Raw genomic sequence first — 21,877 nt, 5'->3', positions numbered from 1 at the left:
AGACTTCCTCCACACCTACAACCACCACCGCTGCCACACCGCGCTCGGCGGCCAGCCACCGATCAGCCGCGTGAACAACGCTGCGGGTCAATACACCTAGGTGCTGGCCAGGGTGAGCTTCACGGCGAAGCCCAGGAACAGGGCGCCCGCCGCGCTCGTGGCCCCCGCCGAGAGCCGCTTGCGCCGCCGGAAGGCCGCCGCCAGCTTCGTCCCGCTGAAGATCAGCGCGGTGAGGTACAGGAAGCTGGCGAACTGGGCGAAGGCGCCGAGGACGACGAAGGAGAGGGCCGGGTAGGCGTAGCCCGGGTCCACGAACTGCACGAAGAAGGCGACGAAGAACAGGATCGCCTTCGGGTTGAACAGGCTGATCACCAGCGCCCGCCGGTAGGGCCGCTCCTCGGTGGCCGGCGCCGCGGCCACCTCGCTCTCCTCGGCCCGCTCGTGCCGGGTGCGCCACATGCTCCACGCGGCGCGCAGCATCCCGACCGCCAGCCATGTCAGATATCCGGCCCCGGCGTACTTCACGATCCCGAACAGCACGGCGTTGGCCTGCAGCAGCGAGGCGACTCCGGCCGCGGACAGGGTCATCAGCACGGTGTCCCCGCACCAGACACCCGCGGCGGCCGTGTATCCCGTGCGTACGCCCTTGCGGGCGGCGACGGACAGCACGTACAGCGAGTTCGGACCGGGAAGCAGAACGATCAGCACGAGTCCCGCGAGATAGGTCGGGAGGTCGATAACACCAAGCATGAGGTGGAGTGTCGCACGAGAGTACGACACCGCACCTTCGGGGTTCCGTGACAGTCAGCCGTCGAGGAGGGTGTCCACGTCCAAGGTGACCTTGACACCGATCGAAGGCGGCAGGGCGACGGACTGACCTCGCTTGAAGCGCTCGGGGTCGCCGTACGCGCCGTCTGTGGGGTCGGTGTAAAGGAGCACCTCGTCGTGCTTGCGGTCCGCGACGAGGTAGGCCGGGAGGCCCGCCTGGGCATAGCACTCGGCCTTTGGACCGAGGTCGTCGGACCAGTTGGAGGAGGTCACCTCGACGACGAGGCGGAAGACGTTGGGCGCGTAGCAGTTCTTCTTCACATGAGCGTCGTCGAAGTCCTCATCCACAACAGAGAGGTCGGGGATCGCGAAATCCTCTGGCAGCGTGGGCAGCCAGAGGCCGATGCCCTGGATCCATTCAGCCCCGCTTCCCTCGATGCCTGCGCGTTCCAACGCCCAATGACCGCCCGTGCGGGCCATCCGGCGGCGGTGTCGCAGTGAGCCTCCCCTGGAGAATCTCCACGCGGTGCCCAGGCAGTGCACGGGAGAGCTGTTCGGCGGCTTCGCCCGGCGTCAGCTCGTGTTGCAGCAAGGCCACGGCATCCTCCTTTTCAGGGGCTCCCTCTTCACGAGAGTAACCGGGGCCGATTGAACTCCGCCCCTGATCACTCATACGCAGTAACCGCCCAGCTCAGAACGCATCGCTCGGCACATACGTCCCCCAAACCCCCCGCAACGCGTTGCACACCTCGCCCACCGTCGCGCGGGCGCGCAGGGCGTCCTTCATGGGGTAGAGGACGTTGTCCGTGCCCTCGGCCGCCTTCCTGAGGTCGGCGAGGGCCGCGTCCACCGCCGACTGGTCGCGCTCGGCGCGGAGCTTGGTGAGGCGGTCGGCCTGCTGGGCCTCGATGGCCGGGTCCACGCGGAGAGGCTCGTACGGCTCCTCCTCGTCGAGCTGGAAGCGGTTGACGCCGACCACGACCCGCTCACCGGAGTCGGTCTCCTGCGCGATCCGGTAGGCGCTGCGCTCGATCTCGCCCTTCTGGAAGCCGTGCTCGATCGCGGACACCGCGCCGCCCAGCTCCTCGACCCTCGCCATCAGTTCGACCGTGGCCGCCTCGACGTCGTCGGTCATCTTCTCGATGACGTACGACCCGGCGAAGGGGTCGACCGTCGCCGTCACGTCCGTCTCGTACGCCAGGACCTGCTGCGTCCGCAGCGCCAGGCGCGCGCTCTTGTCCGTCGGGAGCGCGATCGCCTCGTCGAAGGAGTTGGTGTGCAGCGACTGCGTGCCGCCGAGGACCGCGCCCAGGCCCTGGACCGCGACGCGCACCAGGTTCACCTCCGGCTGCTGGGCGGTCAGCTGGACCCCGGCGGTCTGGGTGTGGAAGCGCAGCATCAGCGACTTCGGGTTCTTCGCGCCGAACTCCTCGCGCATCACCCGCGCCCAGATGCGCCTGGCCGCACGGAACTTCGCGACCTCCTCCAGGATCGTCGTACGGGCGACGAAGAAGAAGGACAGGCGGGGGGCGAAGTCGTCGACGTCCATGCCGGCGGCCACGGCCGTGCGGACGTACTCGATGCCGTCGGCGAGGGTGAACGCGATCTCCTGCGCGGGCGAGGCACCGGCCTCGGCCATGTGGTAGCCGGAGATCGAGATCGTGTTCCACTTCGGGATCTCGGCCTTGCAGTACTTGAAGATGTCCGCGATCAGCCGCAGGGAGGGCTTGGGCGGGAAGATGTACGTGCCGCGCGCGATGTATTCCTTGAGCACGTCGTTCTGGATCGTCCCCGTCAGCTGATCGGCCGGGACGCCCTGTTCCTCCCCCACCAGCTGGTACATGAGCAGGAGCAGCGCCGCGGGCGCGTTGATCGTCATCGACGTGGACACCTTGTCCAGCGGGATGCCGCCGAACAGGATCCGCATGTCCTCCACCGAGTCGATGGCCACCCCGACCTTGCCGACCTCGCCGTGCGCGATCGGCGCGTCCGAGTCGTGGCCCATCTGGGTGGGCAGGTCGAAGGCGACCGACAGGCCCATCGTGCCGTTCGCGATCAGCTGCTTGTAGCGCGCGTTCGACTCCACGGCGGTGCCGAAGCCCGCGTACTGGCGCATCGTCCACGGGCGGCCCGTGTACATCGACGGGTAGACACCGCGGGTGAAGGGGTACGCGCCCGGCTCGCCCAGCTTCTCGGCCGGATCCCAGCCCTCCAGAACCTCGGGTCCGTAGAGCGGTTCGATGGGCAGTCCGGACTCCGACTCGCGCGCCATTGCTGTGCCTCCCGCTGAAGTTACTTACTGGTAGGTCCGACCCTCGCCACGGACTGTAGCGGCGGCCGTGCGCGGGATGCAGAGGACCGCGCTGGGACCTTGCTCACAGGCTTCATCGCTCTCAGGATTCATTGCTCACAGGCTTCATTCCCCAGGATCGCTCGTCGTTCGCAACCGGGCGCGCGTGGGGAGCATCTCAGGGGGCACGACGACGCACCGGGGGTTGGAATGCGTACGACTGGTATGGGGAGATCGCTGGCCGCCCTCGTGGCGCTCGTCGCGGTGAGCGGCTGTACGGCCCAGGCCGGGGACGCGCACAGGAGCTCGCACGAGAACACGCGGGGGAGCTCGCAGGGAAAGACGCCGGGCAGCACACTGGGCACCACGCCACCGTCCGCCTCGAAGACGGGCCGTTCGGCCACGCCCGGGGACGACAAGCCGGGCGGCACGACGCCGTCCGCCGCCCCCAAGGTCCTCTGGTCCCGCCGCGACAAGGGGAACGACGTCCGTGAGGTCCAGGCCCGGCTGCACCAGCTCGCCTGGCTCATCCCGGCGCCGACGGGGACGTACGACACCCCGACGGTCACCGCGGTGAAGGGGTTCCAGGGCAAGCGCGGACTGCCGCGGACCGGCGAACTGGACGCCGTCACCTGGGAGCGGTTGCGGGGGATGACGCACAAGCCGGCCGCGTGGGAGTTGTACCCGTACGGCGGGCAGCCGGCCGCGCGGCCCGACCCGCGCTGTATGACGGGCCGGGTGCTGTGCGTCAGCAAGACGAGCCGCACCCTGCGCTGGATGATCGACGGGAAGACGGTCTCGGAGATGGACGTGCGGTTCGGCTCGCAGTACACGCCGACCCGCGAAGGGGTCTTCAGCGTCTACTTCAAATCGCGCTACCACGTGTCGACGATCTACCACACGTCCATGCCGTACGCGATGTTCTTCAGCGGCGGCCAGGCGGTCCACTACTCCCCCGACTTCGCGGCCCGCGGTTACTACGGCGCCTCGCACGGCTGCGTCAACGTACGGGACGAGGGGAAGATCGCGGCGCTGTTCGCGCAGGTCCGAGGCGGGGACAAGGTCGTCGTCTACTGGTGACGGCCGGCCCGGCGGGCGGAGGGGGTGATGGGGCGCGGGCGGGACCGGGGGAACGTGTCCCGCCCGCGCCGATGTGCACCAGGCCTGGGTACGGGGGGAACCCCGGCTCAGTGCGACGGCCGATGACCAGTCGGCTCACCGAGTACTGCGTCGGCGCGGCCGAAAACGTCACACCCGAGGGAAAGAAAATTCCGACGGATTGAGAAACCGCAGGTCAGATGGGAGACGGCAGGGTTTCCGGAGGCCGGATGGCTGAGAACATACCCGGGCCGGATGGCCGAATCCCGCCCGGAAGCCGGATGGCCGGAACCCTGCCCAGAGGGTCGACCGCAGCGGCTGCTCAAAGGGCCGACCGCAGCGGCTGCTCAGAGGGCCGACCGCAGCGGCGTGACGACCGAGCTCGGCGACGGGGCGAGGATCCCGTTGTGGCCGTGGTGACCCCCCGTGCCGCCGGAGCCTGTGTGGCCGTCGCCGTCGCCGCCGTTGTCCCCGCCACCGGAACCGTTGCCCGAGCCGTCACCGGAACCGCCCCCGGCCCCCTGGCCGGAGCCGGAGTCCGAGCCCGTGGCGCCCTGCAGGCCCTGGTCGCCCCGGTCCTCGCCCGCGGCGCCCGTCCGGCCCAGGACGCCCTGGCAGTACTTCTTCACGCGCCGGCCGCCGCCCGCGGCGTCCACCAGGACGCGTCTGCGGCCGGACTCCAGGCTCTTGCCGTCCAGCACGTCGCGGCAGTACGAGCGTGTCCTGGCCCACCACTCGCGGGCGCGGGCCGACCGCCCCGCGTCGGAGGGGTCGGGCCGGCCGCTCGGCGCGCCGGGCCCCTGGGCCTCGTCGTCGCCAAAGCCGGCACCGGCGCCGGCACCGGCCGACGGGCTCGTGGTGGCGCCCGGGACCTGCGCCTCGGAACCGTCGGCCTGCGACGCTCCCGGCGACGGCGAGAGGAACGGCTGCCGCGGTGTCTGTGCCGCGGAAATCGTCGCGGCCGGGTGTGGCGAGTCGTCACGGAACGGAGTCGGCAGCACTCCGGTTCCGGCCGCGACGGCGACCCCGCCGATCATCCCCGCGGCCAGCGCGGCGACGATCCCGAGGCGCACCGGACGGCCCCAACGGGGCCCCCGCCGGCCCGGAGCCGGACGGCCCAGCCGCACGAGTCCCGCGTCGGCGGAGTGGGCCGCGGCCCCCTGGCGCACCCGGCGGCCGAGCTGGACCACCTCGCCGTCGCGGCCCGCGCGCGCCTGCTGGAACGCGGCCAACGCGGCAGCCTCGCCGGGGAGTTCGGCGCTGGTCGGCGCGGATTCGGCAGCCAGCGCACCGAGCACGTCGGCGAGCCGCTTGGCCCGGCCCTGGGTGTCGGCGTCAACGGCTTCCAGCGGCTCACCACGCAGCAGACGCTCCGCGGCGTCACGGTCCAGCCACTTGTCCTGCTCGTCGGCCATCACATGTCCTTCTGCGTCCGCGAACGCGTATGCGTCACACCCGCGGACGTCACCGCGCGTGTGCGCGACTCTTTTCGTGACTCTCTTTGTGGGGGGACCGCACCGAGGCCGCCTGCGGATTCCGGATCCGCACCGAGCAGCTCCGCGAGCCGTTTGAGACCGCGGTGCGCCGCGGTGCGGACGGCTCCGGGGCGCTTGCCGAGGGTCTCGGCCGCGGTCTTGGCGTCGAGGCCGACGACCACGCGCAGGACGACGGCCTCCGCCTGGTCCTGGGGGAGTTGGGCGATCAGCGAGAGGGTGCTGCCGGTGGCAAGCGCCTCGATCGCCTCGCCCGCGGTGTCGGAATCACCGGCCTTCGTGGTCAGTTCCGTCTCGTCACCGCCGATCGCGGGGCGGCGCCCGCGCATGCGGATGTGGTCGAGGGCGCGGTTGCGGGCGATCCGGGCGGCCCAGCCACGGAAGCGGTCCGCGTCACCGCTGAACCTCTCCAGGTCACGGGCGATCTGCAGCCAGGCCTCGGACGTGACGTCCTCCGCGTCCGGGTCGCCGACCAGCGTCCGTACGTATCCGAGCAGCCGTGGGTGCACCGAGCGGTACACAGTCCGGAACGCGGTCTCGTCCCCGTCCTGTGCCGCAAGCACCGCGGCGGTCAGCTCCGCGTCGTCCCCCAGCACCGCGCGCCCTTCTGCGCCTAAGCCGGCGCCGCTTTCGCGGACCGGGTTGCTCGCCGTTGTGGTTCCTCGATTGATGGTTGCGGTCTCAGGCCCCTCATGGCTGCGGTGATCCATACCCTCCGCGCCCGGCGCGAATGGCACGTTACGGCCTGAAACCGCTCCCCGTCCATGTTCGTACAGGATGCAACTAACTGGTGACACAGCGAGGTGTGACAGAAAACGCAGCCGCGGCGCTGTAGAGAGTACGGGCCGCCGCGCGGCCCGTGCCGCGCGACGGTCGGGGCCTCTCCTGTGGGGGGTGGCGGCCCCGGCCGTTGCCATCGGCCTCTAACTCTCCTTGAAATCGCGCCCCGGTCGGCGCTGCTCGCGCGGTCGCCAGTCGTCGCGCCGCCGGGTCCGCGCCCCGTGCGCCCCGCCCTCGCGAGCGGCCCGGTACGCGGCGACGGCCCGCCCCTCGGCCGCCGGGTCGACGGGAACACCCCTTACGGCGAAGGCGAGCAGCACGTCGAGGGAGGTTCCGTTCTCGCCCATGTCCCTGCCCACCCCTGCCTGTCCTCGGCCGCCGGCTTCCTGACGCCCGCCCCGAATCCCCCAGCGTCCAGAGGCCGTTGGGCGTCACACCCCGGGCTCTCCCTCGGCGCCGAGCTGTTGCGCCAGGCGCTTGAGGCCACGGTGGGCGGCGGTGCGGACCGCGCCAGGGCGCTTGCCGAGGACGCGGGCGGCGGCGGGGCCGTCGAGGCCGACGACCACCCGCAGCAGTACGGCCTCGGCCTGGTCGCGGGGCAGCCGTGCGACCAGTTCCAGGGCGCGTTCCGTGGAGAGGCTCTCCAGCGCCTGGTCGTGGGTGCTGTGGGTGCCGGGCAGTTCCAGCATGTCGTTCTCGAGCCCGGTCGCCCGGGGCCGTACCTTCTGCCTCCGCAGATGGTCGAGCGCGCGGTGCCGTGCGATGGTCGCGGTCCAGCCGCGGAACCCCGCCCCGTCACCCTTGAACCGCCCGAGGTCCCGCGCGATTTCCAGCCAGGCGTCGGAGGCCACGTCCTCCGCGTCGTCCCCGACGATCCCGCGCACGTACCCGAGCAGTCCGGGCTGCACGATCCGGTACGCCTGCGCGAAGGCCGTCTCGTCCCCCTGCTGCGCCCGCGCCACGGCCGCACCGAGCTCACCGTCGTACGCCTGTACGCGGCGGGGTTCCCCTCCCTGGCCCAACGCTGTCCTCGTTCGCCCCGAGTCGGTCAGAATGCGCACCGTGCGACACGGTCGGCCGTGTCGACGCCCACGTGGTCATCTGCGCCGGGCCCCACAGAAATGTCACAGCCCGTCAGGCACCCCGGGCGTCCCTCGGAACACGTCCTGGCTCAGGCGTCCGTCTCCACCGGTTCGGGCAGCGGAGCCGGCCGGCCCTGCGGCGCGGGCATCCGGTCCGCGTCCACCACGGTCCCGGCGATCAGCGCGGCCAGCAACAGCGCTCCCATCGCCCACCAGGTGGCCACGTTGAAGCCGTGCACGGCGGCCCGGGAGGCGAGGGCGCGACGGTCGACGCCGGGGGCCGCGTGCGCGGTCGCGTACCGGGTCGTCACGCTCGCGGCGATGGTGTTGAGCAGCGCCGTACCGATCGAACCGCCGACCTGCTGGGCGGTGTTGAAGGTGGCGGAGGCCGCGCCCGCGTCCCGGGGCGCGACGCTCACCGTGGCCAGCGAGATGGAGGTCATCATCGCCGTGCCCATGCCGAGGCCGAGCATCAGCATGCCGGGCAGGATGTGCGAGGCGTACGCGGGTGCCACCCCGACCTGCGCGATGATCGCCAGCGCGCCCGCGGCAAGCAGCAGCCCGGGGACGATGAGGGCGCGCGGCGGGACCCGGTTCAAAAGGCGGGCCGCGACCTGTGTGGAGCCGGTGATCATGCCGACGGTGATGGGGAGATAGGCGAGTCCGGTCTTCATCGGCGAGTACCCGAGCACGCGCTGCATGTAGTAGGTGAGGAAGAGGAAGACCCCGAACATCCCGATGGTGACGAAGAGGATGGTGAGGAACGCCCCGACCCGCTGCCGGTCCCTGACCACCGACATCGGCAGCAGCGGCACCCGGGCGCGGGTCTGCCAGAGCCCGAACACGCCGAGCAGCACGACCCCGGCGGCCAGCAGTCCGAGGACCAGTCCGTCGCCCCAGCTCCTCGACTCCGCCTCCGAGAAGCCGTAGACCAGCGAGAGCATTCCGGCGGAGCCGAGCACCGCGCCCGGCACGTCGAGGCGCGCGTCCTCGTAGCGGCCGCCACCGCTGAGCACCGCCAGGGCGCCGGCGAACGCGACCAGGGCGATGGGGACGTTGACGTACAGGCACCAGCGCCAGTCCAGGTACTGGGTGAGGAAGCCGCCCGCGAGCAGCCCGAACGCCGCGCCCGCGCCGACGATCGCGCCGAACACGCCGAAGGCCTTACCGCGTTCCCCTGGGTCGGTGAACGTCGTCGTGAGCAGCGACAGGGCGGCGGGGGCGAGCAGCGCCGCGAACACCCCCTGGAGGGCGCGCGCCCCGAACAGCATCCCGGAGTTCGCGGCTGCGCCGCCCAGCGCGGACGCGGCGGCGAAGCCCAGCAGGCCGATCATGAAGGTGAGCCGGCGACCGGCGAGGTCGGCGATCCGGCCGCCGAGCAGCAGAAGTCCGCCGAAGGCGAGGGTGTACGCGGTGATGACCCACTGCCGGTTGCCGTCCGACATGTGCAGGTCGGCCTGGGCGGAGGGCAGGGCGATGTTCACGATGGTCATGTCGAGGACGACCATCAACTGGGCGAGCGCGATGACGACGAGCGCCCACCAACGGCGGTTGTCGGCCATGAGGCCTCCCGGGTCCGGCGGTTGCCCTCATGTTCACTCCGGAGACCGCCGTTTGGGAACGGTCGCGTACCTTAAGAACCGGCAATCTCACCGCCGTTCCGGCAATCCCACCGCCGTTCCGGCATTCTCACCGCCGTTCGGCGCGCTCCCCCGCTACCCCACGGCCTCGCGGCACAGCAGTCGCAGCGAGCCGTCGCCCGCGTAGCAGCGGCGGGCCTCGTCGACGGGGTCCCACAGGCGCCCGTCGGGGGTGCGCAGCCAGTGCTCGCCGCCCGTCTCCCACCACTCGGCGCCGCTGCACCGGACGACGACCTCACCGGCGTACGCTCCGAAGCCGCGCAGCACGGTGTGGACGGCGGCGTACGGCGCCCCCTCCCGGCGTATCTCCTCGATCAGCCGGTCGACGCGCCACAGGCTCTGCGCCGAGTAGTCGAGGCGCAGCCGGGCTCCCTCGCGCATCGTCGCGACGGTGTCCGCGGCCCAGCGCACGGGCTTGGTCGCGGCGGTGGGCCTGGTCGCCCGGATCGGGTTCGCACTCGTTGCGTTCACACTCGCAAGAGCGCCTTCCGGGCGGGATTCGTCACGCGTTCCTGGCGCCTTCGCGACACCGGCCCAGGACCCCCATCTCCGGCCCCAGGACGGTCACAGGAACCCCTCAGGGAAACAGGTTTAGGACCGGCCGCGCGCCCGGCGTGACACCACCGCGCGCAGGACGCGCCGTCCCTCCGTCGACACCTCCAGGGCGGGGCGCAGTCCGCCCGCGCCGCGGCCCGCGAGCAGTTCCAGGACGGCGACCTGGCGGCGCAGTTCGGCCGCGACGAGGGGGCCGTCGCCGTCGGTGGCGACATCGAGGAGACGGTGGATCTGCAGGGCCGCCGCCGAACAGGCGTCCGCCCAGGCCCGCAGGGCGGACGCGCAGGGGTCGTCGGGGGCGGTGGCGAGCATGCGGCGGGCGAGTGCGGCGGCGCGGTTCTCGTCACTCACGGCGGTCGCGGCCCCGGGGGCGGGGCCGGAATCGGAATCGGAATCGGGGTCGGCGTCGGCGGAGTCCAGTTCCGCCCGTGCCTTGGCGAGCCGTTCGCCCCAGGCGTCGCCGTCCGCGTCGCCGTCCGCGAGGCTCGACCAGAGCGGCCGCAGGACCTCGTCGTCGCCGCCCAGCAGGGGCACGCACCGATCCAAACAAGCCAGCCCGCTCGCTGCCAGACCACGCTCGTCGGCCTGAGCGATCAGGTCCACCAGGCTCATCACGCCTCCCTCGACAGGGCGCTCCTGCTTACGGAGCCCGCACTTTCCCTTACTGCGTGCTCCGGAGCGGGAGTGTCACAGGGGCACCACTCCGAGCCGGTCGAGGAACCGGAAGAGAAGGTTTTCGGCCAAGGGGTCGGCGTCCGCGGTCAGCACGGCGAGCAAGGGCTCGGCGACCACCGTGTGCCCGGCCTCCGCGGCCCAGGCGACGGCCCGCGCGGCGGCGTCGGAGGGCTCCAGGAAGTAGTCGTCGACGGTGAGCCCCTCCTCGCTCTGCCCGAGGTGTGCGGCCATCGCCGTGCGCGCCAGACAGGTCGTCCACGCGCCGCTCCCGGGACCGGCCGCCTCGACGACCACGCAGTCGCTGTTCATGACGTACCCGAAGAGCGCGGGCGCGCCGGTCTCCCGGGCGAGCGTGTTCATGCTCCCGACGTCGCCGTCACCGCTCGGGTACTCCCACACCTGCCAGCCGTCGGGCGCCGTGGTCCGCAGCGCCATCCCGTGCGCCGCGCCCAGCGCGTCCAGCTCCGCGAGCGGCCGCTCGCTTCTGCCCACGACGTAGTACCCCCAGTAGCCCATGCCCGCTTCCCCCCGGTGGTGTTTTCGGATCGGCCGCGCCGAATACACCACAGGGGTCAGGGAGCTGGCCAGGGAATCAGCCGAACCGGCGCGCCGCCTGCCCCTAACGGCTCAACGCCGACCGTCAGCGGTGGTCGCGTACGGCCGCCGGGACCGGCTCCCCGGGCGGGACCGGGCCGCGCAGGGCCTTCTCGTTCTGCATCCGGGTCAGGCGCAGGACGACGAGGATGGCGAGCACGGCGGCCACGACGCCGGTGACGTCCGCGAACAACACGTCGCTCGCGGCGACGTAGAGCTCCACGGTGGTCTCGGCCTTGCGGTAACTCTCGAACCCGGTCCGGCCGACGAACAGCGTGATGGTGAACATCGCCCACCAGGCGTTGACGAGCCCGTGCGAGGTGCGGGAGCCGGCGGGACGGCTCGCGTCCCAGGTGTTCAGCATGATCCGGCGCGGGAACCAGAAGTTCACCACGGGCACGAACCAGCCCCAGCCCACCCAGGAGCGCCCCATTTCATGACCGAAGGGGTCGAACACCTCGGCGTTGATCCGCACCTGGTGGAACCAGACGAGGTAGAAGACGACCGTGGCGGCCAGGGAGACCAGCTGCACGACCCCGGCCGCGGTCATGACCGAGTCCGCGCGGTCCGCCTCCCGCTGGAGGGCCTCGCCGGCCCCGCCGGCCAGGATGGTGCCCGTGACGTCGTACACCTTGACGCCCGCCCAGATCGCGAAGAGATCCACGGCGACGACCACGCCGAGCAGCACCGCGACCGCTCGCCCGAGGCCCACCGGCGAGCGCAGCCGGGCGACCCCGTGCGGCGGCGCCATGGTGCCCCCGGGCACGGGCATGGGCGTACTGGACATGAAAACCCCCCGAATCACCGGCACGTGAGACCGCACCGGCACAAGAAGCCGGGCGCGCCCTCCCCTTGGCACACCCGGCACACGAATCACAGGGAAGATACGCCTCAGCCCAGCCGGTTCGCCAGGCTCTTGAAGTCCGTCCAGGACAGCGTGGGCCGACCGGGATCCCACAGCTTCTGGATCGTGGCGCGCAGCGGCATCCTGATCCCCGCCGCCACCTGGTCCTGGGTCTGCGCGTTCGCGCGGTCCGACCAGACGGCGAAGCTCCCGCCGAGGATCTGGCCGTCGTACTTCGCGGGGACCGGCGTGGTGCCGCGGACGACGAGCGGGGTCCACTGCTCGTAGATGCGCCGCCCGGTCGGGTAGACGAAGGTCTGCGGCTCGCCGAGGACGTAGTAGAGGTACTCGTCGTTGTAGTTGATGAGCCTCCGGCCCGCGCTCAGGTACTCGACGGGCGGCCGTGCGCCGAATTCCTTGCCGGTCCAGTACGCGACCTCCAGGTTCTTGTCCGCCTGGACCGTGCCGCCGCGGAAGAACCCGTCGTTCCAGGCCCGTGCGGTCCGGCCGTGGCCGCGCACCACCTGGGCGCGGTCGTTGAGCCAGCCGGTGGTGAGGTCCGCGACGGTGGCGCCGGGGCCGTAGGCCTTCTTGGCGGCGGCGGCCAGCTGCGGGAAGGAGGTCGACGGGCCGGCCACGGTCAGCGCCTGGTACTCGTCGCCGCCGAGGTGCCAGTACGGGCCGGGGAAGAGTCCGGCGTACTCGTTCAGCAGATCGTCGACGATGGCCGCCGCGGCGGGTTTGGAGATGTCGACGGTGCCGCGCGGGGCGGCTCCCGAGACGCTGCGCAGCTGGAGGTCGGGGTGGGCGGCGATCACGGCGCCGAGGTGGCCCGGCGAGTCGATCTCGGGGACGACATGGATGTGGCGGCTCTCCGCGAGGGCGACGATGTCGTGGACCTCCGTCTTGCTGAGGTGGTCCTTCGACACGATCTCCGGGTGGGTGTCCGACTGGATACGGAAGCCCTGGTCGTCGGAGAAGTGCAGCCCCAGCTCGTTGTACTTCAGATCGCCCAGTTCCCGGATCCGGTCCTCTATCCAGGCCGCGGAGTAGGGCTTGCGCGCGATGTCGAGCATGAACCCGCGGCGCGGCTTGGCGGGCTGGTCGCGCACGACGCCCTCGGGCGCCGTACCGCCTCCGTGCACCTCCTGCTTGAGGGTGCGGGTGCCGTAGAAGACGCCCGCCTCGCCGGGCGCGGAGATGGTGACCCGGCGGTTCCTGACGGTCAGGGTGTACGACTCCGGGTCGGCGCCGCTGGTGTTCAGGCCGAGCTCGACATCCCCGTCCCTGGCCGCCGTCCGTCCGGCGTACGACAGTTTCAGCTCGCCCGCGAGCAGCTTTCCCTCGTCGGTGAGGCCGGCGTCGTCGACGACCACGCGGGCGCCCGCGGCGGGACGCCAGCCGGGGCCGCGCGCCGGGGTGTGCTCGCGTACGGCGGGGATGGTGCGCGGGGTCCGGGAGAGGGGGTAGTTCCGGGTCGGTGTGGGAGACGGTGGGGGCGCGGCCCCGGTCCGGCTCGCGGACGTGGCCGTCGTCCGGCCCGGGGTGACGCTCGCCCCGGTCGGCGCGCCGGCGTCACCGGACGGCCACAGCGTTACGGTCGCCGCCAGGGCACCCGTCACCGCCGCCACGCCGACCGCTATCAGTACCGGCCGCTTTCCGTCCTGCACCGGCGCCCGTCGCCGCCTGCCCGTGCTCACCGCACCACGCCCTTCGCTTCGGTAACCGAGGCCCACGCCCTGTCGTACGCATCGAGCGCCTCGTACACCTCACGTCGTATACCCCCGGATGTTCCACCGTCCCCGTCTCCACCTCACCCGTCCACCGCAGGTTCCGAAACTCTCCCGTCCGGGTGAAATTCGGGCATCCGTCGGACACCTCCCGTCAATCGTGGATAACGTGGTGGCACAACTCTCACTTCTTCCCCTGCCGCACCACACGTGACGTTCACAGGACGTCACGGCACCCCGTCGACATCCCACCGCCGAGGACCCACGCTGCCTTCGCACCGTCTTCCACGCCTCCCCGGCCAGGTCGCCCTACCCGAGCAGAAGAGCGCGCCGTCGTCCCCGGCGCGCCTGGAGCCGTTCAACTCCGCGCCCGCCGACTTTGTCGTGCGCGCGCTCCTGACCTGCTGCCGCAGCCTGCGCTGGGCCCACCGGCTGGCCGATCACCGGCCCTACCCGGACCTGGACGCCTTCCTCGCCGCGGCCGACGAGGCGGCCTACGACCTCACCCCGGCCGACCTCACCGAGGCCCTCGCGGGCGAGTCCCTCACACTGCTCCCGGACGGCGCGTACTCCGCCGCCCACACGGCCCTGAGCGCGGCCCACGCCGCCTACGAAAGCCGGTTCGGGCACGTGTTCGTCATCTGTCTGGACGACTTCTCCCCGGCGGAATCACTGGATCAGGTGCTCGTCGGAATCCGGTCACGATTGACGAACGATCCCGAAGAGGAGCGGCTCGTCGCGGCGGAGGAGCTGCGCCGTCTGGCCAGGGGGCGCCTGACGCGCCTCCTCGGGGACGAGGGGCCCTGGGCCGTCCGGAATAGCCCGAACGTGCCTGATTGATTGCCAGTTTGATCACATAGATAGGGCCGCTGTAAACGTTCCGACAAGTCGTCGCTACGATGGCCGGGGCCGGTGGACCGTACCCGGCCGGGCCGACCGACACAGAAGCCGGCAGGCCCCAATCCCCGCTCCCGGAGGGTTCTTCCGTGCCGGCTGGAACGCTGTACCGCGGCCGGGAAGGAATGTGGTCCTGGGTGGCTCATCGAGTCACCGGCGTCCTCATCTTCTTCTTCCTGTTCGTACACGTGCTGGACACCGCTCTCGTCCGTGTCTCCCCCGAGGACTACGACAAGGTCGTGTCCACGTACAAGAATCCGATCGTCGCGCTGCTGGAGTACGGCCTCGTCGCCGCCATCCTCTTCCACGCGCTCAACGGCCTGCGCATCATCGCCGTCGACTTCTGGTCGAAGGGCCCGCGCTACCAGAAGCAGATGCTCTGGTCCGTCGTCGGTATCTGGGTCGTGCTGATGATCGGGGCTCTGTACCCGGTCCTCGGTCACGCATTCCGCGAAGTCTTCGGGAGCTGACGCCGATGTCCACTACTGAGACCGCCGCTTCCGGTATCGGCCCCGTCGAGGGCGCGGGTGGGTTCTCCGCGTACAGCGTCGACAACCCGGCGCCGTTCATCGAGGCCCCGCGCAAGCGCACCAAGAAGACCCCGAAGTCCACCCGTGGCAACTTCGAGATGTACGGCTGGCTGTTCATGCGCCTGTCCGGCATCGTGCTGGTCGTCCTGGTCATCGGCCACCTGCTCATCCAGCTCGTCCTCGACGGCGGTGTCTCCAAGATCGGCTTCGCGTTCGTCGCGGGCCGCTGGGCCTCCCCGTGGTGGCAGGCCTGGGACCTCGCGATGCTGTGGCTCGCGATGCTGCACGGCGCCAACGGCCTGCGCACGGTCATCAACGACTACGCGGAGCGCGCGAACACCCGGCTGTGGCTCAAGGGCCTGCTCTACACCGCCACGGTGTTCACCATCCTGCTGGGTACGCTGGTGATCTTCACCTTCGACCCGAACATCCGCTAGGCACGGGGCTGAGGTAACCGACTCATGCAGATCCACAAGTACGACACCGTCATCGTGGGCGCCGGCGGCGCCGGCATGCGCGCCGCCATCGAGGCGACGAAGCGCAGCCGCACCGCCGTGCTGACGAAGCTCTACCCCACCCGCTCCCACACGGGCGCCGCGCAGGGCGGCATGGCCGCCGCGCTGGCCAACGTGGAGGAGGACAACTGGGAGTGGCACACCTTCGACACGGTCAAGGGCGGTGACTACCTGGTCGACCAGGACGCCGCCGAGATCCTGGCGAAGGAGGCCATCGACTCGGTCCTCGACCTGGAGAAGATGGGCCTTCCCTTCAACCGGACGCCCGAAGGCCGGATCGACCAGCGCCGCTTCGGCGGTCACTCCCGCAACCACGGCGAGGCCCCGGTCCGCCGGTCCTGCTACGCCGCGGACCGCACCGGCCACATGATCCTCCAGACGCTGTACCAGAACTGCGTCAAGGAGGGCGTGGAGTTCTTCAACGAGTTCTACGTCCTCGACCAGCTGATCACCGAGGTCGACGGCGTCAAGCACTCGGCCGGTGTGATCGCCTATGAGCTGGCGACCGGCGAGATCCACGTCTTCCAGGCGAAGGCCGTGATCTACGCGTCCGGCGGCACCGGCAAGTTCTTCAAGGTGACCTCCAACGCGCACACCCTGACGGGCGACGGCCAGGCGGCCGTCTACCGTCGCGGGCTGCCGCTGGAGGACATGGAGTTCTTCCAGTTCCACCCGACCGGCATCTGGCGCATGGGCATCCTGCTGACGGAGGGCGCCCGCGGTGAGGGCGGCATCCTCCGCAACAAGGACGGCGAGCGCTTCATGGAGAAGTACGCGCCGGTCATGAAGGACCTCGCGTCCCGTGACGTCGTCTCGCGCTCCATCTACACGGAGATCCGTGAGGGCCGCGGCTGCGGTCCCGAGGGCGACCACGTCTACCTCGACCTCACGCACCTCCCGCCGGAGCAGCTGGACGCCAAGCTCCCGGACATCACGGAGTTCGCGCGCACCTACCTCGGCATCGAGCCCTACACGGACCCGATCCCGATCCAGCCCACCGCGCACTACGCCATGGGCGGCATCCCGACGAACGTCCAGGGTGAGGTGCTCAGCGACAACACGACCGTCGTGCCGGGCCTGTACGCCGCCGGTGAGGTCGCCTGTGTGTCCGTGCACGGCGCCAACCGCCTCGGCACCAACTCGCTCCTGGACATCAACGTGTTCGGGCGCCGCGCCGGCATCGCCGCCGCCGAGTACTCCGCGAAGGCCGACTACGTCGAGCTGCCCGAGGACCCGGCGTCGCAGGTCGTCTCGCAGGTCGAGCACCTGCGCAACTCCACGGGCACGGAGCGGGTCGCCGCGCTGCGCCTGGAGCTGCAGGAGTGCATGGACGCCAACGTGATGGTGTTCCGCACCGAGCAGACGATCAAGACGGCGGTCGAGAAGATCGCCGAGCTGCGCGAGCGCTACCGGAACGTCTCGATCCAGGACAAGGGCAAGCGGTTCAACACGGACCTCCTCGAGGCCATCGAGCTGGGCAACCTGCTCGACCTGGCCGAGGTCATGGCCGTCTCCGCGCTCGCCCGCAAGGAGTCCCGCGGCGGTCACTACCGCGAGGACTACCCGAACCGCGACGACGTCAACTTCATGCGCCACACCATGGCGTACCGCGAGGTCGGCGACGACGGCACCGAGTCCATCCGTCTCGACTACAAGCCGGTCGTCCAGACCCGCTACCAGCCGATGGAGCGTAAGTACTGATGGCTACCCCGACCCTCGACAAGGCGGACAGCGCCGGCCAGCCCGAGGCGGGCTTCGCCGACTCGCCGTACATCACCGCCACCTTCCGCATCCGCCGCTTCAACCCCGAGGTCGCGGCCGAGGCGGTCTGGGAAGACTTCCAGCTGGAGATCGACCCGAAGGAGCGCGTCCTCGACGCCCTCCACAAGATCAAGTGGGACCAGGACGGAACCCTCACCTTCCGTCGCTCCTGCGCGCACGGCATCTGCGGCTCGGACGCCATGCGGATCAACGGCAAGAACCGCCTCGCCTGCAAGACGCTGATCAAGGACATCAACCCCGCCAAGCCGATCACGGTCGAGCCCATCAAGGGTCTGACGGTCCTCAAGGACCTCGTGGTCGACATGGAGCCGTTCTTCCAGGCGTACCGCGATGTGATGCCCTTCCTGATCACGAAGGACACCAACGAGCCGACGCGCGAGCGTCTGCAGTCCGCCGAGGACCGCGAGCGCTTCGACGACACCACCAAGTGCATCCTGTGCGCGGCGTGCACGTCGTCCTGCCCGGTCTTCTGGAACGACGGCCAGTACTTCGGTCCGGCCGCCATCGTCAACGCGCACCGCTTCATCTTCGACAGCCGTGACGAAGCGGGCGAGCAGCGCCTGGAGATCCTCAACGACAAGGACGGCGTGTGGCGTTGCCGCACCACGTTCAACTGCACGGACGCCTGCCCGCGCGGTATCGAGGTCACCAAGGCGATCCAGGAAGTGAAGCGCGCGCTGATCACGCGTCGCTTCTGACCTTCCGGCCGGCCTTCCGGTCGTACGGCGCCGTGGGCCCCGTTCCCCTTGTGGGAGCGGGGCCCACAGCCGTTGGTCGTGCACAACCTGGGGGCGTGTCCGATCGTCTTGCGGACCGCGGTCCTGTACTTCCGCGGGCCACTGGAAGATCACCGGGAAGATACGGCAGGACGGCTTCGTCATGTACTACCTCACGGGGCTGGTGTGCTTCGGGCTGCTGACGATCGGCGCGGACCGCGGCTGCCTGCGGGACGGGGACCACCGGTCTCTCAGAAAGCCTGCCGTCGGCGTCACTTCGCGCCTCGCCCGGCGGCTGCGCCCCGCCGGGACCGTCGGCGCCGAACCCGCCACGCTCTCCGCGTTCGCCGCCCTCGCACCTCGGGACGGGGCGGCCGATGCCTGAGCACGACAGCACCGAAGCCGCCCGCGCCCTGGAACGCTTCCTCCTGGCCGACCCCGGGAAGTGGGGCGAGCTGGCGCCGCGCGTCGTCGACGCCGTGGGCGACCACCGGCTGCGCGAAGTGGTCGGGGCGACACTCGCCCACGTGGGAGGCCTGCGCTCGGTCACGGACGGCCCGGAGGGCTGGTGGTCCAGGGAACGGCGGGACGCACCCTGGCCTTCGCCGCCGCGGACGCCGCCGAGCGGCTCACCAACCTCCGTCTCGCCCCCGGCCCCTACCGGCCGCCCCGGCTGCGCGTCCCGGCCGGGGCACGCGTCGGCGACGTCCTGATCGTGGCCGCCGCGTATCTCCTCATGGAGGGGCGTCTCACGCCCGCCCGGCTGCCCCGGCGGTTGCGCCGGGCCATGGAAGCGGGCGGGCCCGTGGCGCTGGTCTCGGCCTGGCGGCTGCCCTCGCCGGCCGCCGGTCACCTCGGCACGGAGCTCGTGACCGGTCCTGTCCTGCTGGCCGGTGTCGCCGGATACCTGGTGTGGGCGCGCCGCCACCGCTGGGGGGCGGAGTTGTCGGCGCCCCTGCGCTTCCCGCTGCGCGACGGCACCTGGCTCATCGCCCAGGGCGGCGGCCCCGGCCTCAACCACCACACGCCCCACCCCGAACAGCGCGGGGCGATCGACGTCGTCGGCGTCGGCGCGCGCGGCGTCCGGCTGCGCTCCGGCGCGTCGCCGGACGCCTACCGGATCTACGGCGCGAAGCTGTACGCCCCGTGCGACGGGGACGTGGTCTCCGCCGCCGACGACTACGCGGACCAGGTCCCCGGCACCATCCGCTACGAACCCCCCTACGGCAACCACGTGTTCATCGACACCGGCAGTGAGCTGGTCAAACTGGCGCATCTGCGGCCCGGCACCGTGACCGTGACCACCGGCGACCGGGTGCGCGCGGGCCAACTCCTCGGCGAGGTCGGCAACTCGGGCAACACCACCGAGTCCCATCTGCACCTGCACGCCGAGCGCGGCGGACTCGGCCTCGACCTCCGCTTCACCGGCATCACCGGGACGCTGCACCGAGGACGCGTGCTGCGTACCTGAGCATGTGGCACCTCAGGCACCTGACCGCACCTCACCTCGGGGCCGCCCGGCGTGCACGGCATGTGCGGTGACCACGCCGCGTGCTCGGCCTTGCACCACCTGGGGGACCCGCACGGTCAGCCACCGGGCTCCCGGGGTGGCCCGTACCTAATCTGATGGCATGTCAGATGATGTGTCGTACGAGCTGCTCGGCTTCGACAACGTACTGCTGCCCGTCGGGAACCTCGGCGCCGCGGTGGAGTTCTACGGGCGCGCCGGCATCCCGGTGGCGTTCCGGCTGGACGAGGCCGGGATCGCGCTGCTGAAGGTGGGCAAGGAGACACCGGGACTGCTGCTGCGACTGGAGGAGGAGCTCGGCCCCCGGCCGCCGGTGTGGGCCTCGGCGCGGGTGTGGCTGGAGGTCCGGGACGCGCGGGCCACGGCCGACGCACTGGCCTCGGCGGGCATCCAGCCGCTCGCCCCCGCCTTCCCGGTCGCCACCGGCTGGACCGTCGAGGTCGCCGACCCCTGGGGCAACGTCATCGGCTTCACGGACTACGGCAAACGGCCCGAGCTGGGCCGCCATCAGGCGTGACCCCCCTCACCCGCACTCCATCCCGCCCTGACTTGAACATGTTCAAAAGCAGGTCTACATTCCTTCTCGACAGCGTTTTGAACGCGTTCAAGAAGGGGTGGGGACATGGACCTCACGGTCGTCGCGTACGTCATCTATCTGCTGGTCAGCATCGCGCTGACGGTCTGGGTGGCGCGCACGCTCAGCCACAACGGGCGGGTCTTCCTCGCCGACGTACTGCACGGGAACGAGAAGCTCGCCGACGCCGTCAACCACCTCCTGGTGGTGGGCTTCTACCTCGTCAACCTGGGCTTCGTCGCGCTCTATCTGAACAGCGACGGCGGTGACATCACCGACGCCCGCGGGGTCTTCGAGGCCCTGTCGACCAAGCTCGGCGTCGTCCTGCTCGTCCTCGGGGTCATGCACCTCGGCAACGTGTACGTGCTCAACAAGATCCGGCGGCGGGGCGTCATGGAGCGGGAGCAGCTGCCGCCCGTCGCGCCGACGGACTGGGTCGCGCCGGCGGCCGGGGCGTGAGCACCATGACCGGCCTCAAGGCCACCCGTGACCGGGACGCCGTGCGCGTCCCGGTCCTCGGGCTCACCGTCCTCTACGACGCCTCGTGCTCGCTGTGCGCCTTCCTGCGCGACTGGCTGGGCAGGCAGCCCCAACTGGTGCCGCTGCGGTTCGTGCCCGCCGGTTCCGAGCAGGCCCGGGCGCTCCTTCCCTCCCTCGACCACCGCGCCACCCTCGACGAGATCACCGTCGTCGGGGACGGCGGTCAGGTCTACCGCGGGGCCGCCGCCTGGGTCGTCTGCCTGTGGGCGCTGCGCGAGCACCGGCCGCTCGCCCACCGGCTGAGCACCCCGGCCGGGGCCCGGCTCGCCAAGGGCGCGATGCTCGCCGCCGCGAAGTGGCGCTCCGCGCACGCCCCGCAGGAGTGGGGCGGGGCCGCGTACCGGCGGGGCGACGGGTGGGTGTACGAGCCGAGCATCGGGTGGATGTACCTGCCCCCCGGCTGTGACGACGGCTCCTGCTCGACTGGTTAGGCTCTCCTACCGTGCCAGCACCGACAGACAGCCCCGGTCCGGACGACACGAGCGCGCCCGGAAAGGCCCAGGAAAAGGGTCCCGCCAAGAGCGAGCAGACCCGCGCCCTGATCCTGGAGACCGCGCTGCGGCTGTTCCAGGAGCGGGGGTACGACAAGACGACCATGCGGGCGATCGCCCAGGAGGCCGGGGTCTCCGTCGGCAACGCGTACTACTACTTCGCCGGCAAGGAACACCTCATCCAGGGCTTCTACGACCGGATCGGCGCCGAGCACCAGGCGGCGATCCGGCCGGTCCTGGAGCGCGAGAAGGATCTGGAGGCGCGGATCGCGGGCGTGCTGAAGGCGTGGCTGGACGTGGCGGAGCCGTACCACGAGTTCGCGGCGCAGTTCTTCAAGAACGCCGCCGATCCGGAGAGCCCGCTCAGCCCCTTCTCCCCCGAGTCGACGGGGCCGCGCGAGGAGTCCATCGCCATACACCGCGAGGTGCTCGCCGGATCGAAGGCGAAGGTTCCCGAGGAGCTGAGGGACGTCCTGCCCGAGCTGATGTGGCTGTCGCAGATGGGGCTCGTCCTGTACTGGGTCTTCGACCGCACGGAGGGGCGCGAACGCAGCTACCGGCTCGCCGAGCGCGGCGCCCGCCTCACCACCCGGGGCGTCTCACTGGCCCGCTTCCGGGTCCTGCGGCCGCTCGTCCACGAGGTGCACGAGCTGTTCACGGACTTCCTGCCGGGGATGACGAAGATGCTGCCGGATCCGGGGCGGGGCTCCACGATCGGGTGAAGCCGGTGATACGGGGCATGGGGGAAGGATGCG

Annotated in this window: 24 protein-coding genes and 2 pseudogenes; 13 read left to right on the top strand and 13 right to left on the bottom strand. The window is 71.0% G+C overall.

The annotated features are described in order from the left end of the window. Window positions 1-100 (top strand): annotated as a pseudogene (locus ACIQTP_RS45805) (IS481 family transposase); the annotation flags it as partial. Here ACIQTP_RS45805 and leuE read toward each other — a convergent pair. From leuE to ACIQTP_RS45790, 3 genes and pseudogenes are all read right to left on the bottom strand, one after another. Then, the gene (leuE, locus tag ACIQTP_RS45800) at window positions 97-750 is read right to left on the bottom strand and encodes a leucine efflux protein LeuE (RefSeq protein WP_403411867.1); all 654 of its coding nucleotides are present in this window, start codon (window positions 748-750) and stop codon (window positions 97-99) included. The pseudogene ACIQTP_RS45805 and the gene leuE sit on opposite strands and share 4 nt — an antisense overlap. Before the next feature lie 54 nt (window positions 751-804). Then, window positions 805-1,366: pseudogene (locus tag ACIQTP_RS45795) on the bottom strand (Uma2 family endonuclease). 93 nt (window positions 1,367-1,459) lie between these two features. After that, the gene (locus ACIQTP_RS45790) at window positions 1,460-3,040 is read right to left on the bottom strand and encodes a methylmalonyl-CoA mutase (RefSeq protein ID WP_403411864.1); all 1,581 of its coding nucleotides are present in this window, start codon (window positions 3,038-3,040) and stop codon (window positions 1,460-1,462) included. A gap of 228 nt (window positions 3,041-3,268) precedes the next feature. Here ACIQTP_RS45790 and ACIQTP_RS45785 point away from each other — a divergent pair, with 228 nt between their 5' ends. Then, a complete protein-coding gene (locus ACIQTP_RS45785) occupies window positions 3,269-4,138 on the top strand; it encodes a L,D-transpeptidase family protein (protein ID WP_403411861.1) in 870 nt (289 codons plus the stop codon). A gap of 365 nt (window positions 4,139-4,503) precedes the next feature. Here ACIQTP_RS45785 and ACIQTP_RS45780 read toward each other — a convergent pair whose 3' ends face one another. The 10 genes from ACIQTP_RS45780 to ACIQTP_RS45735 form a co-directional block, all read right to left on the bottom strand. Then, window positions 4,504-5,571 (bottom strand): hypothetical protein, encoded by a 1,068-nt coding sequence (locus ACIQTP_RS45780; RefSeq protein ID WP_403411858.1) that lies wholly within the window; start codon window positions 5,569-5,571, stop codon window positions 4,504-4,506. Further along, window positions 5,571-6,245 (bottom strand): RNA polymerase sigma factor, encoded by a 675-nt coding sequence (locus ACIQTP_RS45775; RefSeq protein ID WP_403411855.1) that lies wholly within the window; start codon window positions 6,243-6,245, stop codon window positions 5,571-5,573. The genes ACIQTP_RS45780 and ACIQTP_RS45775 overlap by 1 nt, the downstream gene beginning before the upstream one ends. Before the next feature lie 327 nt (window positions 6,246-6,572). Next, window positions 6,573-6,776 (bottom strand): hypothetical protein, encoded by a 204-nt coding sequence (locus ACIQTP_RS45770; RefSeq protein WP_403411852.1) that lies wholly within the window; start codon window positions 6,774-6,776, stop codon window positions 6,573-6,575. A gap of 84 nt (window positions 6,777-6,860) precedes the next feature. Then, window positions 6,861-7,451: an RNA polymerase sigma factor gene (locus ACIQTP_RS45765; protein ID WP_403411849.1), complete on the bottom strand. Its 591-nt coding sequence runs from the start codon at window positions 7,449-7,451 to the stop codon at window positions 6,861-6,863. 149 nt (window positions 7,452-7,600) lie between these two features. Beyond that, entirely contained in the window at window positions 7,601-9,073 is a 1,473-nt protein-coding gene (locus tag ACIQTP_RS45760) for an MFS transporter (RefSeq protein ID WP_403411846.1), read from the bottom strand. 153 nt (window positions 9,074-9,226) lie between these two features. Next, the gene (locus tag ACIQTP_RS45755; RefSeq protein WP_403411843.1) at window positions 9,227-9,622 is read right to left on the bottom strand and encodes a hypothetical protein; all 396 of its coding nucleotides are present in this window, start codon (window positions 9,620-9,622) and stop codon (window positions 9,227-9,229) included. 120 nt (window positions 9,623-9,742) lie between these two features. Beyond that, window positions 9,743-10,318: a hypothetical protein gene (locus tag ACIQTP_RS45750; RefSeq protein WP_403411840.1), complete on the bottom strand. Its 576-nt coding sequence runs from the start codon at window positions 10,316-10,318 to the stop codon at window positions 9,743-9,745. 75 nt (window positions 10,319-10,393) lie between these two features. Then, window positions 10,394-10,897, bottom strand: a complete 504-nt coding sequence (locus ACIQTP_RS45745; protein ID WP_067366662.1) for a hypothetical protein — start codon at window positions 10,895-10,897, stop codon at window positions 10,394-10,396. Between the two features lie 124 nt (window positions 10,898-11,021). Further along, window positions 11,022-11,762: a DUF4328 domain-containing protein gene (locus ACIQTP_RS45740; RefSeq protein ID WP_403411837.1), complete on the bottom strand. Its 741-nt coding sequence runs from the start codon at window positions 11,760-11,762 to the stop codon at window positions 11,022-11,024. 104 nt (window positions 11,763-11,866) lie between these two features. After that, window positions 11,867-13,519, bottom strand: coding sequence for a glycoside hydrolase family 20 protein (locus tag ACIQTP_RS45735; RefSeq protein ID WP_403411835.1), 1,653 nt, complete (start codon window positions 13,517-13,519; stop codon window positions 11,867-11,869). 240 nt (window positions 13,520-13,759) lie between these two features. Here ACIQTP_RS45735 and ACIQTP_RS45730 point away from each other — a divergent pair, with 240 nt between their 5' ends. The 11 genes from ACIQTP_RS45730 to ACIQTP_RS45680 all read left to right on the top strand — a co-directional run bounded on the left by ACIQTP_RS45730 (window position 13,760) and on the right by ACIQTP_RS45680 (window position 21,844). After that, entirely contained in the window at window positions 13,760-14,389 is a 630-nt protein-coding gene (locus ACIQTP_RS45730; RefSeq protein ID WP_403411832.1) for a 2-oxo-4-hydroxy-4-carboxy-5-ureidoimidazoline decarboxylase, read from the top strand. 146 nt (window positions 14,390-14,535) lie between these two features. Continuing rightward, window positions 14,536-14,916 carry a succinate dehydrogenase, cytochrome b556 subunit gene (sdhC, locus tag ACIQTP_RS45725; protein WP_402034978.1) on the top strand — a complete coding sequence of 127 codons (381 nt, stop codon included), beginning with the start codon at window positions 14,536-14,538 and terminating at the stop codon, window positions 14,914-14,916. A 5-nt stretch (window positions 14,917-14,921) separates the two neighbouring features. Then, on the top strand, window positions 14,922-15,413 hold the full coding sequence (locus ACIQTP_RS45720; protein ID WP_403411829.1) for a succinate dehydrogenase hydrophobic membrane anchor subunit: 492 nt from the start codon (window positions 14,922-14,924) through the stop codon (window positions 15,411-15,413). A gap of 24 nt (window positions 15,414-15,437) precedes the next feature. Then, entirely contained in the window at window positions 15,438-17,192 is a 1,755-nt protein-coding gene (sdhA, locus tag ACIQTP_RS45715) for a succinate dehydrogenase flavoprotein subunit (protein ID WP_168510546.1), read from the top strand. Continuing rightward, the gene (locus tag ACIQTP_RS45710) at window positions 17,192-17,971 is read left to right on the top strand and encodes a succinate dehydrogenase iron-sulfur subunit (protein ID WP_054233703.1); all 780 of its coding nucleotides are present in this window, start codon (window positions 17,192-17,194) and stop codon (window positions 17,969-17,971) included. The genes sdhA and ACIQTP_RS45710 overlap by 1 nt, the downstream gene beginning before the upstream one ends. 181 nt (window positions 17,972-18,152) lie before the next feature. Further along, window positions 18,153-18,374: a hypothetical protein gene (locus ACIQTP_RS45705; RefSeq protein ID WP_403411825.1), complete on the top strand. Its 222-nt coding sequence runs from the start codon at window positions 18,153-18,155 to the stop codon at window positions 18,372-18,374. 183 nt (window positions 18,375-18,557) lie between these two features. Then, on the top strand, window positions 18,558-19,460 hold the full coding sequence (locus ACIQTP_RS45700; RefSeq protein ID WP_403411822.1) for a peptidoglycan DD-metalloendopeptidase family protein: 903 nt from the start codon (window positions 18,558-18,560) through the stop codon (window positions 19,458-19,460). Between the two features lie 160 nt (window positions 19,461-19,620). After that, the gene (locus tag ACIQTP_RS45695) at window positions 19,621-20,034 is read left to right on the top strand and encodes a VOC family protein (RefSeq protein WP_402034965.1); all 414 of its coding nucleotides are present in this window, start codon (window positions 19,621-19,623) and stop codon (window positions 20,032-20,034) included. Window positions 20,035-20,139: 105 nt separating this feature from the next. Continuing rightward, window positions 20,140-20,550 (top strand): hypothetical protein, encoded by a 411-nt coding sequence (locus tag ACIQTP_RS45690; protein ID WP_402034962.1) that lies wholly within the window; start codon window positions 20,140-20,142, stop codon window positions 20,548-20,550. Between the two features lie 5 nt (window positions 20,551-20,555). After that, complete coding sequence (locus ACIQTP_RS45685) at window positions 20,556-21,062, top strand: thiol-disulfide oxidoreductase DCC family protein (RefSeq protein WP_403411876.1); 507 nt, start codon at window positions 20,556-20,558, stop codon at window positions 21,060-21,062. Window positions 21,063-21,073: 11 nt separating this feature from the next. Then, window positions 21,074-21,844, top strand: a complete 771-nt coding sequence (locus ACIQTP_RS45680; protein ID WP_403411818.1) for a TetR/AcrR family transcriptional regulator — start codon at window positions 21,074-21,076, stop codon at window positions 21,842-21,844. The last annotated feature ends 33 nt before the right edge of the window (window positions 21,845-21,877 follow it).

This window comes from Streptomyces sp. NPDC090798 (assembly GCF_044768965.1).
In the GTDB taxonomy this organism is placed as follows: Bacteria; Actinomycetota; Actinomycetes; order Streptomycetales; family Streptomycetaceae; genus Streptomyces.
This window is presented reverse-complemented; position numbering and strand designations above follow the sequence as displayed.

What these genes read in the sequence shown, in the direction of transcription:
- ACIQTP_RS45695 (WP_402034965.1), top strand. Translation starts at nt 19,621, where the DNA reads ATGTCAGATGATGTGTCGTACGAGCTGCTCGGCTTCGACAACGTACTG.
- leuE (WP_403411867.1), bottom strand. Translation starts at nt 750, where the DNA reads ATGCTTGGTGTTATCGACCTCCCGACCTATCTCGCGGGACTCGTGCTG.
- ACIQTP_RS45780 (WP_403411858.1), bottom strand. Translation starts at nt 5,571, where the DNA reads ATGGCCGACGAGCAGGACAAGTGGCTGGACCGTGACGCCGCGGAGCGT.
- ACIQTP_RS45690 (WP_402034962.1), top strand. Translation starts at nt 20,140, where the DNA reads ATGGACCTCACGGTCGTCGCGTACGTCATCTATCTGCTGGTCAGCATC.
- ACIQTP_RS45745 (WP_067366662.1), bottom strand. Translation starts at nt 10,897, where the DNA reads ATGGGCTACTGGGGGTACTACGTCGTGGGCAGAAGCGAGCGGCCGCTC.
- ACIQTP_RS45705 (WP_403411825.1), top strand. Translation starts at nt 18,153, where the DNA reads ATGTACTACCTCACGGGGCTGGTGTGCTTCGGGCTGCTGACGATCGGC.
- ACIQTP_RS45685 (WP_403411876.1), top strand. Translation starts at nt 20,556, where the DNA reads ATGACCGGCCTCAAGGCCACCCGTGACCGGGACGCCGTGCGCGTCCCG.
- ACIQTP_RS45770 (WP_403411852.1), bottom strand. Translation starts at nt 6,776, where the DNA reads ATGGGCGAGAACGGAACCTCCCTCGACGTGCTGCTCGCCTTCGCCGTA.
- ACIQTP_RS45785 (WP_403411861.1), top strand. Translation starts at nt 3,269, where the DNA reads ATGCGTACGACTGGTATGGGGAGATCGCTGGCCGCCCTCGTGGCGCTC.
- ACIQTP_RS45790 (WP_403411864.1), bottom strand. Translation starts at nt 3,040, where the DNA reads ATGGCGCGCGAGTCGGAGTCCGGACTGCCCATCGAACCGCTCTACGGA.
- ACIQTP_RS45750 (WP_403411840.1), bottom strand. Translation starts at nt 10,318, where the DNA reads ATGAGCCTGGTGGACCTGATCGCTCAGGCCGACGAGCGTGGTCTGGCA.
- ACIQTP_RS45710 (WP_054233703.1), top strand. Translation starts at nt 17,192, where the DNA reads ATGGCTACCCCGACCCTCGACAAGGCGGACAGCGCCGGCCAGCCCGAG.
- ACIQTP_RS45760 (WP_403411846.1), bottom strand. Translation starts at nt 9,073, where the DNA reads ATGGCCGACAACCGCCGTTGGTGGGCGCTCGTCGTCATCGCGCTCGCC.
- ACIQTP_RS45740 (WP_403411837.1), bottom strand. Translation starts at nt 11,762, where the DNA reads ATGTCCAGTACGCCCATGCCCGTGCCCGGGGGCACCATGGCGCCGCCG.
- ACIQTP_RS45720 (WP_403411829.1), top strand. Translation starts at nt 14,922, where the DNA reads ATGTCCACTACTGAGACCGCCGCTTCCGGTATCGGCCCCGTCGAGGGC.
- sdhA (WP_168510546.1), top strand. Translation starts at nt 15,438, where the DNA reads ATGCAGATCCACAAGTACGACACCGTCATCGTGGGCGCCGGCGGCGCC.